The 16,053-nt window shown below is 71.4% G+C and carries 17 protein-coding genes; 13 read left to right on the forward strand and 4 right to left on the reverse strand.

The window, feature by feature from the left end; translation table 11 throughout:
• Nucleotide 1 precedes the first annotated feature (1 nt).
• Both QNA09_RS01885 and QNA09_RS01890 read right to left on the reverse strand, forming a co-directional pair.
• Nucleotides 2-664: a CoA transferase subunit B gene (locus tag QNA09_RS01885; protein ID WP_003938908.1), complete on the reverse strand. Its 663-nt coding sequence runs from the start codon at nt 662-664 to the stop codon at nt 2-4.
• Nucleotides 661-1,428, reverse strand: coding sequence for a CoA transferase subunit A (locus tag QNA09_RS01890; protein WP_010593713.1), 768 nt, complete (start codon nt 1,426-1,428; stop codon nt 661-663). The genes QNA09_RS01885 and QNA09_RS01890 overlap by 4 nt, the downstream gene beginning before the upstream one ends.
• Before the next feature lie 200 nt (nt 1,429-1,628).
• Here QNA09_RS01890 and QNA09_RS01895 point away from each other — a divergent pair, with 200 nt between their 5' ends.
• Nucleotides 1,629-2,411 carry an IclR family transcriptional regulator gene (locus tag QNA09_RS01895; protein ID WP_026138139.1) on the forward strand — a complete coding sequence of 261 codons (783 nt, stop codon included), beginning with the start codon at nt 1,629-1,631 and terminating at the stop codon, nt 2,409-2,411.
• Here the strand turns inward: QNA09_RS01895 and QNA09_RS01900 are convergent.
• The gene (locus QNA09_RS01900; RefSeq protein ID WP_102031103.1) at nt 2,408-3,439 is read right to left on the reverse strand and encodes a phosphotransferase family protein; all 1,032 of its coding nucleotides are present in this window, start codon (nt 3,437-3,439) and stop codon (nt 2,408-2,410) included. The genes QNA09_RS01895 and QNA09_RS01900 overlap by 4 nt on opposite strands.
• Before the next feature lie 153 nt (nt 3,440-3,592).
• Between QNA09_RS01900 and QNA09_RS01905 the strand changes: the two genes are divergently transcribed.
• The 12 genes from QNA09_RS01905 (at nt 3,593) to QNA09_RS01960 (ending at nt 14,835) form a co-directional block, all read left to right on the forward strand.
• Entirely contained in the window at nt 3,593-4,402 is an 810-nt protein-coding gene (locus QNA09_RS01905; RefSeq protein ID WP_026138140.1) for an alpha/beta fold hydrolase, read from the forward strand.
• Nucleotides 4,402-5,664 carry a SpoIIE family protein phosphatase gene (locus QNA09_RS01910; protein WP_308072185.1) on the forward strand — a complete coding sequence of 421 codons (1,263 nt, stop codon included), beginning with the start codon at nt 4,402-4,404 and terminating at the stop codon, nt 5,662-5,664. The genes QNA09_RS01905 and QNA09_RS01910 overlap by 1 nt, the downstream gene beginning before the upstream one ends.
• Before the next feature lie 132 nt (nt 5,665-5,796).
• The gene (locus tag QNA09_RS01915; protein WP_210062573.1) at nt 5,797-6,636 is read left to right on the forward strand and encodes an enoyl-CoA hydratase-related protein; all 840 of its coding nucleotides are present in this window, start codon (nt 5,797-5,799) and stop codon (nt 6,634-6,636) included.
• Complete coding sequence (locus tag QNA09_RS01920; protein WP_308072187.1) at nt 6,623-7,657, forward strand: phosphotransferase family protein; 1,035 nt, start codon at nt 6,623-6,625, stop codon at nt 7,655-7,657. Before QNA09_RS01915 ends, QNA09_RS01920 begins: the two co-directional genes overlap by 14 nt.
• Nucleotides 7,658-7,690: 33 nt before the next feature.
• Nucleotides 7,691-8,884 carry an acyl-CoA dehydrogenase family protein gene (locus QNA09_RS01925; protein WP_308072188.1) on the forward strand — a complete coding sequence of 398 codons (1,194 nt, stop codon included), beginning with the start codon at nt 7,691-7,693 and terminating at the stop codon, nt 8,882-8,884.
• Nucleotides 8,881-9,978 (forward strand): acyl-CoA dehydrogenase family protein, encoded by a 1,098-nt coding sequence (locus tag QNA09_RS01930; protein WP_010593721.1) that lies wholly within the window; start codon nt 8,881-8,883, stop codon nt 9,976-9,978. Before QNA09_RS01925 ends, QNA09_RS01930 begins: the two co-directional genes overlap by 4 nt.
• Before the next feature lie 46 nt (nt 9,979-10,024).
• Entirely contained in the window at nt 10,025-11,683 is a 1,659-nt protein-coding gene (locus QNA09_RS01935) for an AMP-binding protein (RefSeq protein WP_010593722.1), read from the forward strand.
• Between the two features lie 16 nt (nt 11,684-11,699).
• Complete coding sequence (locus QNA09_RS01940; RefSeq protein ID WP_010593723.1) at nt 11,700-12,551, forward strand: acyl-CoA thioesterase II; 852 nt, start codon at nt 11,700-11,702, stop codon at nt 12,549-12,551.
• Nucleotides 12,548-13,201, forward strand: a complete 654-nt coding sequence (locus QNA09_RS01945; protein WP_048773323.1) for an HAD family phosphatase — start codon at nt 12,548-12,550, stop codon at nt 13,199-13,201. The genes QNA09_RS01940 and QNA09_RS01945 overlap by 4 nt, the downstream gene beginning before the upstream one ends.
• A 28-nt stretch (nt 13,202-13,229) precedes the next feature.
• Nucleotides 13,230-13,862 carry a nucleotidyltransferase gene (locus QNA09_RS01950; protein WP_029539981.1) on the forward strand — a complete coding sequence of 211 codons (633 nt, stop codon included), beginning with the start codon at nt 13,230-13,232 and terminating at the stop codon, nt 13,860-13,862.
• Nucleotides 13,859-14,125 (forward strand): BON domain-containing protein, encoded by a 267-nt coding sequence (locus QNA09_RS01955; protein ID WP_029539982.1) that lies wholly within the window; start codon nt 13,859-13,861, stop codon nt 14,123-14,125. The genes QNA09_RS01950 and QNA09_RS01955 overlap by 4 nt, the downstream gene beginning before the upstream one ends.
• The gene (locus tag QNA09_RS01960) at nt 14,122-14,835 is read left to right on the forward strand and encodes a metallophosphoesterase (RefSeq protein WP_010593725.1); all 714 of its coding nucleotides are present in this window, start codon (nt 14,122-14,124) and stop codon (nt 14,833-14,835) included. Before QNA09_RS01955 ends, QNA09_RS01960 begins: the two co-directional genes overlap by 4 nt.
• A gap of 46 nt (nt 14,836-14,881) precedes the next feature.
• Here the strand turns inward: QNA09_RS01960 and QNA09_RS01965 are convergent, their stop codons facing one another.
• Nucleotides 14,882-15,898 carry an NADP-dependent oxidoreductase gene (locus QNA09_RS01965; protein ID WP_017682257.1) on the reverse strand — a complete coding sequence of 339 codons (1,017 nt, stop codon included), beginning with the start codon at nt 15,896-15,898 and terminating at the stop codon, nt 14,882-14,884.
• Between the last annotated feature and the right edge of the window lie 155 nt (nt 15,899-16,053).

Genomic DNA, 16,053 nt, shown 5'->3' on the forward strand with positions numbered 1-16,053 from the left:
CTCAGACGAGCTCGTCGATGCGGACCTCGAGCGGCGCCGCGGTGGCCGCGAGGACCTCGTCGACGGTGACGCCGGGAGCGAGTTCGCGCAGCGCGAGGGTCCCGTCACCCACGACGTCGATCACCGCGAGATCGGTGATGATCCGGTCGACGACACCCTGACCGGTCAGGGGCAGCGAGCAGGTGTCGACGATCTTCGAATTGCCCTCGCGGTCGGTGTGTTCCATGACCACGATGACGCGGCTGGCACCGTGCACCAGGTCCATGGCGCCGCCCATGCCCTTGACCATCTTGCCGGGGACCATCCAGTTGGCCAGGTCACCCGTGCGGGAGACCTGCATGCCGCCGAGCACGGCGGTGTCGATGTGCCCGCCGCGGATCATCCCGAACGACAGTGCCGAATCGAAGAAGGCCGCACCGGGATTGACGGTCACCGTCTCCTTGCCCGCGTTGATCAGGTCCGGGTCGACGTTCTCCTCGGTGGGGTAGGGGCCGGTGCCGAGGATGCCGTTCTCCGAGTGCAGCGTCACGTGCACGTCCGGCGGGAGATGGCCGGGGATGAGCGTCGGCAGTCCGATGCCGAGATTGACGTACTCGCCGTCGATCATCTCCTCGGCCGCGCGGGCCGCCATCTGATCTCGGGTCCATCCCTTGGTGCCGGTCATCGTGCCGCCCCTTCCGTGGCCTGAACTGTCCGCTTCTCGATCCGCTTGACCTGCGGGCCGGTTTCGACGATGCGCTGCACGAAGATTCCCGGCAGGTGCACCTGGGCGGGATCGAGTTCGCCGGGCTCGACGAGTTCCTCGACCTGCGCGACGGTGACCTTGCCGGCCATCGCAGCCAGCGGATTGAAGTTCATCGCCGTCTTGTCGAAGATCAGGTTGCCCGCGGTGTCGCCCTTGACCGCGTGCACCAGTGCGAAGTCGGCGGTGATGCCCTGCTCCATCACGTACCGCTTGTCGCCGAAGGCCCGGGTCTCCTTCGGCGGGGACGCCACGGCCACCGAGCCGTCGACGTTGTACCGCCACGGCAGTCCGCCGTCCGCGACGGGGGTGCCGACACCCGCGGGGGTGAAGAAGGCGGGAATGCCGGCGCCGCCGGCTCGCAGCCGCTCGGCGAGGGTGCCCTGCGGGGTGAGCTCGACCTCGAGCTCACCGGCGAGGTACTGGCGGGCGAACTCCTTGTTCTCGCCGACGTAGGAGGCGGTCACCCGGCGGATCTGCCGGCCGTTGAGCAGCAGGCCCAGGCCGTGGTCGTCGACGCCGCAGTTGTTGGAGAAGACCTCCAGGTCGCCGACGCCGGACTCGACCAGCGCGCGGATCAGGGCGTCGGGGATGCCGCACAACCCGAACCCGCCGACGGCGATCGTCGCGCCGTCGGACACGTCCGCGACGGCCGCCGCGGGCGTACCGAACACTTTCGTTCCCATCAAGACCCCTCTCGAGAATTCGGTCCGTCCGGACCCGGTGCAGGATGTGTTCACTCAATGGACGAGCACACATCGATCGCTTACCACTACAAACTCCCGGCCCGCCGATTTCAAGGCATTGTCAGCGGCCCTTTCGAGATTGCTCGCCCATCGGAACGTCGTTACGGATGGCGTTCACTGAGTGGACGTATTCTGGGGGCATGACGGACGAGCAGAGACCTCAGGTGATCGCGCGGGTCGGAGCGCTCCTGCGGGCGATCGCCGGGCACGAACCGGTCGGATCGTCGACGTCCGACCTCGCGCGGGCGACGAGCCTCGCACGGCCGACGGTGCACCGCCTGCTGACCTCGCTCGCCGACGAGGGACTCGTCGACCGAGACCCGAAGACCGGCCGATGGTCGCTGGGACCCGAGCTCTACCTGCTCGGCTCGCTGGCGGCCGGCCGGTACGACATCACCGACCTCGCCCGGGATGTCCTGCGCGATCTCGCGCGGGAGACCGGTGAGAGCGCCTTCCTGTCCGCCCGGCGCGGGGACGAGACCGTGTGCCTCGCCAGTGAGGAGGGCAGCTTTCCGCTGCGCTCCCACGTCCTGCACGTCGGCATCCGGCTGCCACTCGGGGTCGCGTCCGCGGGCCTGGTCATCCTGTCCCATCTCTCGGACCGCGACATCGACGAGTACCTGTCCCGCACCGACCTGACCGCGGGGTGGGGACCGGACCACACCCGGCACGCGGTGGAGGAACGGATCGCCGCGACGCGCCTGGCCGGCTACTCCACCAATCCCGCCCTGCTCGTGGAGGGAAGCTGGGGGATGGGGGCCGCCGTCTTCGACCACCGGGACGCACCGGCCTGGGCGTTGAGCATCACCGGGGTCGAGAGCCGTTTCCGCGAAGATCGCCGCCCCGAACTCGGGGAACTGCTGCTTCGGCAGGCGCACCGGCTCACCCAGTTGCTGCGCCACCGCCCCCGGCGAACGGGCTAGGACCGTCCGGCGAGGGCCTCGCGGGCCATCTCGGCCAGCTGCGCCGGCCGCCGGGCGAGGGCGTCGACGTCGATGTCCTGACCGCCCATCGTCCCGGCGCGGAACCTCGCCGCCACACCCTCCGCAATGGCGGCGAGCTTCCACAGCGCGAAGGCCTGGTGGTAGCGCAGGTCGTCGAGATCGCGTCCGGTCGTGTCGGCATACCGCGCGGCGACCGTGTCGACGTCGAGGAAACCCTCGGCGGGATCGGGTGCCCAGCCGATCACGTCGGCCGAGGCCCAGGTGGCGGTGAGCCACCCGAGGTCGGCCATGACGTCGCCGACGGTCCACAGTTCCCAGTCGAGAACCGCCCGGACCTCACCGTCGGGCCCGATCAGGAGGTTGCCCGGCCGGAAGTCGCCGTGCACCAACCCGGTCCACCGTTCGGCGGGCAGGTTCCGGGCCAGGAGGTCGTGGACGTCCCACACGGGACCGGGACCGACACCGCCGTCGGCGAGCTGGCGGCTCCAGCGCCGCAACTGGCGCTCGAGGTAGCTGCCGGGTCTGCGCATCTGCGCAGGCGGTCCGGTCGTGGTGTCCACCGCGTGGATCTTCGCGAGGGTGTCCACGATGCTGTGGGAGGCGGCCGGCCGGTGCTGCCGGGGGAGCGCGGCGACCGTCTCGGCATCGTCGAGGACGATGCCGTCGACGTGCGTCATGACGTAGAAGTCCGCGCCCGTCACCGCGTGGTCGGTGCAGTAGCCCAGTACCGGCGGCACCGGCACCGGGCCGCCGGCGAGCAGGTCGAGGATGCGCCACTCCCGCACGACGTCGTGGGCGGAGGAGAGCAGCGTCCCGGTCGGCGGCCGGCGCAGGACCCACCGCGTCCCCGCGTCGTCACGGACCCGGTAGGTCAGATTGGACCGGCCTCCGGTGATCAGTTCGAAGTGCAGCGGCGGTGCGACCGCCGGGAGGTTCTCGACGAACCACGCGGTGACGCGCGCGGCGTCGATCCCGATCGGCTCGCTCGCGGCGTTCGCCTCAGCCATCGCGCTCTGCTCTCGGTGGGAAGTCGTATGTGCGGATCCTTCATGCCTACCCGCCCCGCGCACCGATCGGTGCGTGCCGTGCCGGGCGGGCCGAAAGTTCCGGAACACTGTCCACGAGGGTGGGATCTCGGCGCCCGTGCGAGTATGAGGCCCGTGAATGTCCTCACCAGAAACCACGTACGCGTCACCGGCCGGGCCGGCGCGCCCGTCGTGGTGCTGGCCCACGGGTTCGGTTGCGACCAGAATCTGTGGCGACTGGTGGTGCCGGCCTTGGAACGCGACTTCACCGTGGTGCTGTTCGACCACGTGGGCGCGGGCCGATCGGATCTGTCGGCGTGGAGCGCGGAGCGGTACTCGGATCTCGACGGCTACGCCGACGACGTGCTGGCGGTGTGCCGGACGCTGGATCTCGGACCGGTCGTCTTCGTCGGGCATTCGGTGAGCGCGATGATGGGGGTGCTCGCCGCCGCGCGCGACCCCGGCGCGTTCGCCGGGCTGGTGCTGCTCGCCCCGTCGCCGTGCTTCGTCGACGATCCGTCCACCGGATATCGGGGCGGGTTCAGCGTCGCCGACATCGACGAGCTGCTCGAGTCGCTGGAGGCGAACTACCTGGGCTGGTCGGGTGCGATGGCGCCCGCCATCATGGGCAATCCGGAGCGTCCCGAACTCGGCGAGGAACTGACCGCCGCCTTCTGCCGCACCGATCCGGCCATCGCCCGGGTCTTCGCCCGCGTGACCTTCCTCTCCGACAACCGGGCGGACCTGGCGAACGTGAGTGTTCCGACCGTGGTGGCCCAGTGCTCCCGCGACGCGATCGCCCCGCCGGAGGTGGGTGCGTTCGTCCACGCGCAGATTCCGGGAAGCCGGTTGGTGACGTTGGACGCCACGGGGCACTGCCCGCAGCTCAGTGCCCCGGACGAGACCGTGGCCACGATCGCCGCCTTCGCTGGTTCGGTGGGCTGATGATCCCGACCCGGGAGACGGACGACGGCCGGAACCCGGGCGCCGGGGCGACGGCGGGCGAGGATCGCGAGATGCGCGCCGCGCTGGCCGAGGACAGCGCCGAGAGCCTGTACGAGAACGCGCCCTGCGGCTACCTGTCCACCCTGCCGGACGGGCGGATCGCGAAGATCAACGCGACTCTGCTGCAGTGGCTGGGACTCCGGCGCGACGACGTGGTGGGCCGGCGGTACTTCTCCGACCTGCTCACGGTCGGTGGCCGCCTCTACCACGAGACCCACTTCGCCCCGCTGCTGCGCATGCAGGGGGAAATCAGCGGCATCGCACTGGAATTGAAGACGGTCGACGGCACCCGCCTGCCCGTCCTGGTCACGTCGGTGGTCCGGTACGACAGCGGCGGGCAGCCACTGCTGATCCGCACCACCGTCTTCGACGCCCGGGAGCGCCGGGCGTACGAGACCGAACTGCTGCGCGCTCGCCGGGAGGCCGAGGACGAACGACGACGCCTGCAGCGGCTGACCCGCACCCTCCAGGCGACGTTGCTGCCACCCGACCTGCCCGAGGTGCCCGGTCTCGATGTCGCCGCGCACTACCACATCGCCTCTCCGGACGAGGTCGGCGGCGACTTCTACGACCTGTTCCCGCTCGGTGCCGGCACCTGGGGCCTGTTCCTCGGCGACGTGTGCGGCAAGGGGGCGGCCGCGGCGGTGATGACCTCCGTCGCGCGCTACACCGTGCGTGCCGCGGCCGTCTACGCCTCCGGCCCGGCGGCGGTCCTGGCCGACCTGAACACCGTCCTCGTCGATCGGTACCGCATGCACGATCCGCGGTTCTGCACCGTCGTGTTCGGGATGCTCACCCCCGACGCGTCGCCGGGTAGCTTCCGCGTCACCCTGGCGTCGGGTGGGCACCCGCCGGCTCTGTTGCTGCGCGCCGACGGCAGCGCCGACTACGTGCCCATTCCGGGTGGTCAGCTCATCGGGTTGCTGCCGCGGGCCCACATCGCCAGCGCCGTCGTCCGGCTGGATCCCGGGGACACCCTGGTGCTCTACACCGACGGTCTCACCGAGGCCCGCACCGCTCCGGGCGCCGACGAGCGCTTCGGCGAGCAGGCTCTGCTCGACTTCGCCCGGAGGCTGGGTCCGGTCACCGCCGCGGAGGCCGTCGCCGCCGTCCGCGACCTCCTCGACACCCTCGGCACCGGGGTGGAGGACGACACGGCCGTCCTCGCCGTCCACGCGCCGCGCCGCAGCGTCGGGTCCTGACCCGGGTTCCCGGTCACACGGGGCTGCCGGAAGCGATTGACATCACACCGTCCCCGGCGCACACTATGCAAGCGCTCAGCAACTTGAATCTGACGTCAAGTTATGTGACTCCCTGCTGTGAAGGAGCACCGGATGACCGACGCACCCGCCGCGACGACCCGCGGCGTGGCCACCACCGACGACCTGGTCCTCGCCGAGCGGCGCGGACCGGTCGTCCTGCTCACCCTCAACCGGCCGGCCAAGCTCAACGCCTGGAGCAACGCCCTCGAGGACCGCTACTTCGACCTGCTCGAGCAGGCGGACGACGACCCGCAGGTCCGGGCCGTCGTCGTCACCGGCGCCGGCCGCGGATTCTGCTCCGGTGCCGACCTCGACGACCTGCGCCACGTCGCCGACGCCACGGACGACGACCTGGTGCGCCCGCGCCCGCGCGACTTCCCGCTGCGCGTCCGCAAGCCGATCGTCGCCGCGATCCGCGGCCCCGTCGCGGGACTCGGCCTGGTCGAGGCCCTCTACTGCGACGTCCGCTTCGGCGACGCGACCACCCGCTTCACCACCGCGTTCGCGCGCCGCGGACTCATCGCCGAATACGGCGTCACCTGGCTGCTGCCCCGCGTCGTCGGCCACGGCCGCGCCGCGGACCTGCTGCTGTCGAGCCGCATGATCGACGCCGGCGAGGCCCACCGGATCGGCCTGCTCGATCACCTCGTCACCACCGGCGACGTCGTCGACGCCGCCGTCGCCTACGCGACCGACCTCGCCGTCCACTGCTCACCGCGATCGATGGCGATGATCAAGACGCAGCTGCGCGCCGACGCCGACCGGTCCTACCCCGACGCCGTGGCCGCCGCGGACCGCCTGATGGTCGAGGCCTTCCGCGGCCCCGACGTCGCCGAGGGCGTCGCCAGCCACCTCGAGCGGCGCGCCCCCGAGTTCGCCGCCCTGCCCGGGAGCGCCCATGCCACTGCGTGAAACCGTCGGCATCGACCCGGACGCGATCCTGCGCTGGCTGGGCGAGCTCGGCATCGAGCACACCGCACCGCTGACCTTCGATCGCATCGGCCTCGGCCAGTCGAACCTGACCTACCTCGTGCAGGACGGCGACGGGCGCCGGTGGGTGCTGCGGCGACCACCGCTCGGGCACCTGCTGGCGTCCGCGCACGACGTCGCGCGCGAGGCCCGCATCCTCTCGGCGCTCGAGTCCACCGACGTGCCGACACCGACGGTGTTCGGGCTCACCGACGATCCGGCGATCAGCGACGTGCCGATGGTGCTCATGGAGTACGTCGACGGACAGGTGGTGGACCGGATGTCCGTCGCCGAGTCCCTGACGCCGGAGCGCCGCCGCCGCATCGGGCTGTCGCTCGCGCGGACGCTCGGCCGCATCCACGCCGTGGACCTCGACAGCACGGGCCTCGCCGCCCTGGCCCGGCCCAAGCCCTATGCCCAGCGGCAGCTGCACCGCTGGGCCGGCCAGTGGGAGAAGTCGAAGACCCGCGAGCTGCCCGAACTCGACGACCTGACCCGCCGGCTCCTGGCCGCGGTGCCTCCGCAGCACGAAACCACCCTGGTGCACGGCGATTTCCATTTGCGCAACGTCATCACCTCGTACGACGGCGGTGACGTCGTCGCCGCGCTGGACTGGGAGCTGTCCACCGTCGGCGACCCCCTCGCCGACGTCGGGTCGCTGTTCGCGTACTGGCCCGAGCCGGGGGAGGACACCGGCGGCGACTTCCCCGCCTCCACCCTCGAGGGCTTCCCGAGCCGCGCCGAGCTCGCCGCTGTCTACCTGGACGAGACGGGCCGCGACCCGGCGGCACTGCAGTTCTGGCACGCGCTCGGGTTGTGGAAGGTGGCGGTGATCGCGGAGGGCGTGATGCGCCGCGCCCGCGACGAACCGCAGAACAAGGCCGCGGCCGGCACTCCCACGATCGAACGCATCGACGCCCTGGTCCACAAGGCCCGCGAGATCGCCGACGACGCCGGCATCTGACGCCCCACCACCCTCGACACGCAGGAGACGACGATGTCCCCCGACGAGCAGACGACCGCACGCGACCTCTCCGCGCGTGTGAAGACACTTCTGTCCGAACATGATCCGAGCACAACCCGGCCCGAGGACTTCCTCGGCGCACGGTTCGACGCCGGTCTCGCCTGGGTGCACTTCCCGCCGGGGCACGGCGGGCTCGGCCTGCCGCAGAGCCACCAGGCGCAGGTCGAGGCGGAACTGGCCGCCGCCGGCGCGCCCCGGCCCGCCGCCGCCCGCAACGGCATCGGCCTGGGCATGGCCGCCCCCACCATTGCCGCCTTCGGCACCGAGGAGCAGAAGAGCCGGTTCCTGCGCCCGATCTACACCGGACAGCACATCTACTGCCAGCTGTTCAGCGAGCCCGGCGCCGGCTCCGACCTGGCCGCCGTCGCGACCCGCGCCGTCCGCGACGGTGCCGACTGGATCGTCGACGGCCAGAAGGTGTGGACCTCCGGCGCACAGAACGCGCAGATGGCGATCCTGGTGGCCCGCACCGATCCGTCCGTGCCCAAACACGCAGGGCTGACGTACTTCCTGCTCGACATGAACGATCCCGGCGTCGACGTGCGGCCGCTGCGGCAGATCACCGGTGAGGCCGAGTTCAACGAGGTGTTCCTCACCGGAGTGCGGGTACCCGATGCCGACCGGCTCGGCGACGAAGGGCAGGGCTGGCGCGTCGCCACCACCACCCTCAACAACGAACGCGTCGCGATCGGCTCCGGCGCACCCCGCGAGGGCGGCATGATCGGCAAGGTCACCGAGGCCTGGCGCGAGCGCCCCGAGGTGCGCGACCCGGCGCGGCACGACGAGCTGATGCGGCTGTGGGTCGAGGCAGAGGTGACCCGGTTGACCGGGGAACGCCTGCGTCAGCAACTCGCCGCGGGCCAGCCCGGCCCGGAGGGCTCCGGCATGAAACTCGCGTTCGCCCGGCTCGCCCAGACGATCTCCGGCTTCGAGGTGGAACTGCACGGCGAGCAGGGCCTGCGCTACGACGACTGGACCCTGCGCCGGCCCGAATCGGTGGACTTCACCGGCCGCGAACCCGGATACCGGTACCTGCGCGCCAAGGGCAACTCGATCGAGGGCGGCACGTCGGAGATCCTGCGCAACGTCGTCGCCGAGCGGGTGCTCGGGCTGCCGCCGGAACACCGTGTGGACAAGGACATTCCGTGGAAGGACATGGCGCGATGACCGACCTGCTGTACTCCGACACCGAGGACGCCCTGCGCGACAGCGTCCGTCGCATGCTCACCGAACGCTGCCCTGCGTCCGTCGTGACGACCGCGTACGACGCTGCGCCCGCTGACTTCTCGGGCGTGTGGAAGACCGTGGCCGCCGAACTCGGACTGGCCGGACTGCTGGTCCCCGAATCTCTCGGCGGCGCCGGCGCGAGCACCCGCGAGGCCGCGGTCGTCATGGAGGAGATCGGCCGGGCCGCCGCCCCGGTGCCGTATCTGTCGAGCGCGGTGCTCGCCACCGTCGCGCTGCTGCGTGCCGGCGACACCGGGACCGTGCCGGACCTGGCGGCCGGTGCCGTCACCGGCGCCCTCGCGGTCCCGCTGTCGACGGGGCCGGACGCCGCGATCACCGGGGTGCGTCGCACCGGCGACGGCCTGACCGGCCGGGTCACCAGCGTTGCCGGAGCACACGAGGCCGACGTGCTCGTCGTCCCCGTCGCGGGCGCCGACGGCCTCGAACTGCACACCGTCCGGTCGGACGCCGCCGGCGTCACCGTGACCCCCGTGCTGTCCCTGGACATGACCCGGCCGATCGCCGACATCGAGTTCACCGGGGCCGCCTCCACCCGCGTCGACGACGGCGACGCGGCAGCGGCGGTGGCCGAGGCGCTCCGGTGCGGGGCGGTGCTGCTCGCCTCCGAGCAGCTCGGGGTGGCCCAGTGGTGCCTCGAGACGACCGTCGCCTACGTCAAGGAGCGCCGCCAGTTCGGTCGCGCCGTCGGCTCGTACCAGGCGATCAAGCACCGGCTCGCCGACCTGTGGCTCGAGGTGGGCGCGGCGCAGTCGGCCGCCCGGTACGCAGCCGACGCGTACGCGCGCGGCGACGACGACACCGCGATCGCGACCGCCGTCGCCCAGTCGTACTGCAGCGACGTCGCGGTGCACGCCGCCGAGGAGTGCATCCAGTTGCACGGCGGCATCGGAATGACCTGGGAGTACCCGGCGCACCTCTACCTCAAGCGGGCCAAGGCCGATCAGCTCGCGCTCGGCGTCCCGTCCCGGCACCGGGCCCGCCTGGCCGAGCTCGTCGACCTTCCGGTTGCATGAACTCGACTGCGCTGCAACAACACACGAGAGGACAGGTGTCGCGACGATGAGCTGGTACGACGACAGGCCCTGGATGGCGCAGTACGATCCCCGCGTAGCCGAGGCCGGGCCCGTCCCTCGGCGGACCGCCCTCGAGGTGTTCGCGGACGCCGTCGCCACGGCGCCGGACGGGCCGGCGATCACGTATCTCGGTGCGACGCTGACGTATCGGGAGGTCGACGAGCTCAGCGACGGGGTGGCGGCGTACCTGCTCGCGCAGGGATTCCGCAAGGGTGACCGGCTCGCCGTGTACCTGCAGAACGTGCCGCAGTTCGTCCTCGCGCTGTTCGGTGCGTGGAAGGCCGGCGGCGCGGTGGTGCCGCTGAACCCGATGTACAAGGACGAGCTCGACCACATCCTCACCGACGCAGGCGTCGTCGCCGTCGTGTGCGGTGAACAGGCGTGGGCGGACCGGGTGGCCGAGCGGGCCACCGGGGCGGGCGTGACGATCGCGTTGACGGCGAGCGAGCTGGACCTGCAGACCTCGAACGACGAGCGGCTCTTCACCGGTGTCGAGCGCCGCCGGACCCCGGGTGTCCCCGACCTGCTCGAGGTCGCCCGCGAGTGGGCCGGCCGCCCCGTCCCCGACCCGGGCCTGGTCCCCGACGACATCGCGCTCGTCTCCTACACCTCCGGGACGAGCGGACTGCCCAAGGGCGCCACCAACACCCACGCGAACCTCACCGTCAACTGCGTTCTGCTGCGTCTGTACGACGAGATCCCGGCGGGTTCGCCGATCTTCGCGCTCGCGCCGCTGTTCCACATCACCGGGATGGTCGTGCAGCTGCTCACGGCGGTGGATCTGGCCGGTCCGCTGGTCCTGGCCTACCGCTTCGACGCCGGGGTGGTGCTCGACGTCCTGAAGCGGGAGCGGCCCGCGTTCATGGTCGGCCCGTCGACCGCGTTCATGGCGCTGCTGGCGCATCCGTCGTTCTCCTCGGACGCGTTCGAGTCGCTGCTGACCCTCAATTCCGGTGGCGCACCGCTGCCGCCGGCCATCGTCGAACGCTTCCGTGAGCGGACCGGCCTCTACATCCGCAACGGTTACGGCCTGACGGAGACCAGCGCGCCCTGCGTCGTCGTGCCCTCCGGTCGCGAGGCACCGGTGGATCCGGACTCGGGCACACTGTCCATCGGTCTGCCGCTGCCCACCGCGACGGTGCGCATCGTCGACGAGGACGGCAAGGACCTCGGACCGGGGGAGGTCGGGGAGATCGCCGTCGAGGGGCCGATGGTCGTCCCCGCCTACTGGAATCTGCCCGAGGCCACTGCCCAGTCCATTCCGGGCGGACGGTTGCTGACCGGTGACGTCGGCTTCATGGACGCACAGGGCTGGGTGTACGTCGTCGACCGCAAGAAGGACATGATCAACGCCTCCGGGTTCAAGGTCTGGCCCCGCGAGGTCGAGGACGTGCTCTACCGGCATCCGGCGGTCCGGGAGGCCGCGGTCGTCGGCGTGCCCGACTCCTACCGCGGCGAGTCGGTCGCCGCGTTCGTGAGCCTGCGCCCGGACCAGCAGGTCGACCCGGACGAACTGGTGACCTGGTGCCGCGAGCGGCTGGCCGCCTACAAGGCACCCCGGTCGGTCGAGATCCTCGACGAGCTGCCCAAGACCACCAGCGGGAAGATCCTGCGCCGCGAGATGCGCAGGGTCGCATCGTCCTGACCCGAGGAGGAGACACGTGCCGAGCATCGACGAGATCCTGCGCCTGCGCGAGATCGCCCCGGCGACGTTCCGCGCCGCCCCGGTGCCGACCGAGATGGAGCGCACGTTCGGCGGTCAGGTCGCGGGGCAGGCGCTCGCCGCGGCGGCACGGACTGTGCCGCAGGAGTTCGGCGTGCACTCGGTGCACGGCCACTTCCTGCGCCCCGGCCGGCCGCTCGAGCCCGCCGACTACCACGTGGACGCCGTGCGGGACGGCGGCAGCTTCCGCACCCGCTACGTCACCGCGGTCCAGGACGGCGAGACGGTGTTCACCCTGACCGCCTCCTTCCACCGCGGCGACGACGGGCACACCCACCAGGCGGCCATGCCGCCCACGACCGGACCGGAGGAGGTCACGGAGAACGGGCGCCCGTGGGCCGCGTGGTACGACTTCCCGGAGTGGGACGACTGGGAACGTCGCTGGCTCCCGGCGGACGAGGCCACACCCGACGCGCCGGCGCGCCGGCGGCTGTGGATCCGGCACCGCAGCCCGCTGCCCGACGACCCGGTCCTGCACGCCTGTGCCCTGACCTACTGCAGCGACATGGCGCTGCTCGACATCGCCGTCCTGCCGCATCCCGAACGCCCGATCCAGGGGGCGTCGCTCGACCACGCGGTGTGGTTCCTGCGGCCGTTCCGGGTGGACGAATGGCTGCTGTTCGATCAGGTGTCGCCGTCGTCCGATTCGGGACGCGCCCTGATCCAGGGACAGATCTTCGACACGACCGGACGACTGGTCGCCGCCGTCGCGCAGGAAGGCATGGTGCGGTTCCACACCGAGCGCGCCGCGGCCGTCGGTGCCGGACGCTCAGAAGGGCGGGATCGATGAACCGCGCCGCGCCCGAGCGCTCGGCCGTCCTCGTCGACTTCGGTGGCGTGCTCACCACGAGCGTGTTCGCCGCGTTCGAGCAGTTCGGCGCGGCACTCGGCGATCCGGGACTGCCGCTGCGGCTGCTCGGCGGCGACCCGGACTCGCGACGGCTGCTCGCCGACCACGAGTCGGGGCGCATCGACGCGGAGGAGTTCGAGCAGGGCTTCGCCGGACGGCTCCGCGCCCACGGAGCTGCCGTGACCGCGGAAGGACTCGCCGCCCGGATGCAGGCCGGGCTGCGGCGCGACGACCGGACGGTGGCCCTCCTCGACGATCTGCGGGCCGCCGGCGTGCCGGTGGCGCTGGTGTCCAACGCCTTCGGACGGGACTGCTACGCGGGCTTCGAGCTGACCGCACTCGCGGACGAGGTGGTGATCTCCGCCGAGGTCGGCATCCGTAAGCCGTCACGCCGGATCTACGCCCTCGCGTGCGAGCGCCTGGGGGTCGCCCCCGAACAGGCCGTCATGATCGACGACCTGCAGCAGAACCTCGACGGAGCGGCGCGGATCGGCATCGCCGGTGTGCTGCACACCGACGCCGACCGCACCCGCTCCGAGCTCGCCGAGCGATTCGGCTTCGTGACGGGGCAGGTGCCCGGCCAGGTGTGAGCCCCGGGCGCGCGGGTACCCGCCACCCATGACCAACGCACATCCTCACGGTCTCGATGCCGCGCCGTCCGGCGCTGCGGGCTCGTCGGACGAGTCGGTCAAGGAGAGGCAGCTGCTGCAGGTGCTGACAAAGGCGGTGAACACCCTCGGTGAGGCCGGGGTGCGGTTCGCCGTCGGCGGCGGCTGCGCGGTGTACGCCCGTGGTGGCCCGGCGTCCGACCACGACGTGGACCTGTTCGTCCGCCCGCACGATGTGGACGCCGCGCGGGAGGCGCTCGTCGCCGCCGGCATGCGTCCCGTCGACCCGCCCGAGAACTGGCTGAGCAAGGTCTACGAGGGTGATCACCTCGTGGACCTGATCTTCCGGCCCAACGACCGGGACGTCGACGATTCGATGCTCGCCCGCGCACAGTGGATGCGCATCGGTCCGACCGCGGCGCCGGTGATCAGCGGCACCGACCTGATGAGCGACAAGCTCAACGTGCTCGACGCCCACCGCTGCGACTTCGCGCCGTTGCTGCGTATCGCCCGCGCCCTGCGCGAGCAGGTGGACTGGGGGCAGGTGGCCACCGCGACGGCCGCGTCGCCGTATGCCCGCGCCTTCCTCGGCCTGCTCGCCGATCTGGGCATCATCGAACCCGACCCGGAGGCCCGACGATGAGTCACGAACACCCGGAGCACCCGCAGTACGTGGTGGCGCACCTGCACCGCGCCCTGGCCGAGGACCCCCGCACCGCCGAACAGGGCGTGCGTGTCACGATCCGCGGCACCGACGTCTACCTGACCGGCGAGGTCGCCAGCGCCGCGCGTCGTGACGCGCTGACCGTGGTGGTGCAGGAACAGTTGCCGGGCGTCACCGTCCACAACGACGTGCACGTGGTCGACTCGCGCGACCCCGGAACTTCGGTGGAGGAACTGCGATGAGGATTGCTGCCGTCGGAGACGTACACCTGGCCGAGGACGCCCGCGGGCATCTGCGGCCCGCTCTCGAACACCTGCACGAGCACGCCGATGTGCTGCTGCTCGCCGGTGACCTCACTCGGCACGGCACCGCCGACGAGGCGCGTGTCGTCGCCGACGAGTTCGGCGATCTGCCGGTGCCTGTCGTCGGTGTGCTCGGCAACCACGACTACCACAGCGACGCCCAGGACGAGATCACCGAGCTGCTGCGCGACCGGGGCATCGTCGTGCTCGAGGGGGAGTCGGCCGTCCTCGACGTCGACGGGGCCCGGCTCGGCGTGGCGGGAACCAAGGGGTTCGGCGGGGGTTTCGCGGGCAAGTGCGCGAGCGCGTTCGGTGAGCCGGAGATGAAGCAGTTCGCCGGACACACCGTGGAACTCGCCGACAGGTTCCGTGGCGCCGTCGCCGAGCTCGACGGTGCCGACGTCCGCGTGGCGCTGCTGCACTATTCGCCGATCAGCGACACCCTGCGCGGCGAGCCCGCCGAGATCTATCCGTTCCTCGGGTCGTATCTGCTGGGCGAGCCGATCGACGAGTTCCACCTCGATCTCGCGGTGCACGGGCACGCGCACGCGGGGTGCGAGCGCGGCACGACCCCGGGCGGTGTGCGGGTCCGCAACGTCGCACAGCCGGTCATCCGCACCGCGTACGCGGTGTATCGGTTCGAGAACTGATCGCGCCCGGCCGCGCCGCGGGGCGACCCGGCCGGGCGCGGGGTTCTCAGGAGTCGGCCGTGGTCTTCAGGACGAGTTTGCCGGTGTTGGCACCGTCGAACAGCATGTTGAGTGTGCGTCCGAATGCCTCGACGCCGCCGGTCTCGACCTGTTCACGGGTCACCAGTTCGCCGCGGCGGATCCATTCCGACACGGCAGCCATGCCCTCGGGGAAGCGGTCGAGGTAGTCGAAGACGATGAACCCGGTCATGGATGCCCGGTTCACGAGCAGGGACAGGTAGCGGGACGGGCCCGGCTGCGGGTCGGTCGCGTTGTAGCCGGAGATGGCCCCGCACAACACGACTCGCGCGTGCTTGCGCAGCACGGCCAGCGCCGAGTCGAGCGTCTCCCCGCCGACGTTGTCGAAGTAGATGTCGATCCCGTCCGGTGCGGCGGCGTGCAGCGCCCGGCCCACGGATCCGGCCTTGTAGTCGATGGCGGCGTCGAATCCCAGCTCGTCGGTGAGCCACGCGCACTTCTCGGGTCCGCCGGCGATGCCGATGACGCGGCATCCGCTCAGTTTCGCGATCTGCCCGGCGATGCTGCCGACGGCCCCGGCGGCGCCCGACACGAGCACGGTGTCGCCGGGCTTCATCCGCCCCACGTCGACGAGCCCGAAATATGCCGTCATGCCGGGGAATCCGAGTGCACCCAGCCACACCGGCGGCGGCGCGAGGGACTCGTCGACCGCGACGACGCCGCTGCCGTCGGAGACGGCGTAGTCGCACACGCCGAAGTGCCCGGAGACGAGCTGTCCTTCCTTGTAGCCGTCGTGGCGGGATTCGTGTACCCGCCCGACGGCGTGGGCGCGCATGACCTCACCGATCCCGACCGGCGGGACGTACGACCGGACGTCGTTCAGCCATCCGCGCATGGCGGGGTCGAGGGAGACGTACTCGACGCGGACGGTGAACTCGCCGTCGGCCGGCTGCGGGACCGGGGCGCTGGTGACCTCCCATGTGGAGTCGTCGGGGCGGCCGACCGGTCGTCGTGCCAGTCGGACCTGCCTGTTCACGGACGCCATACGTCTTCCTTTCGATTGCAGAAAAGCCCTGTTGCGGTGCGGTGATTCGGATGTGCGGCGGTCGTCCCGGTCAGTTGAATTCGACGCCGGATTCAACTATACACGGTGGGTGACCGGGATCACCCCGTCGCCGCCGGATGCCCCGAGAACGGAAG

Origin of the sequence: Rhodococcus sp. AH-ZY2, assembly GCF_030916465.1 — a bacterium.
Classification (GTDB): domain Bacteria; phylum Actinomycetota; class Actinomycetes; order Mycobacteriales; family Mycobacteriaceae; genus Rhodococcus; species Rhodococcus ruber.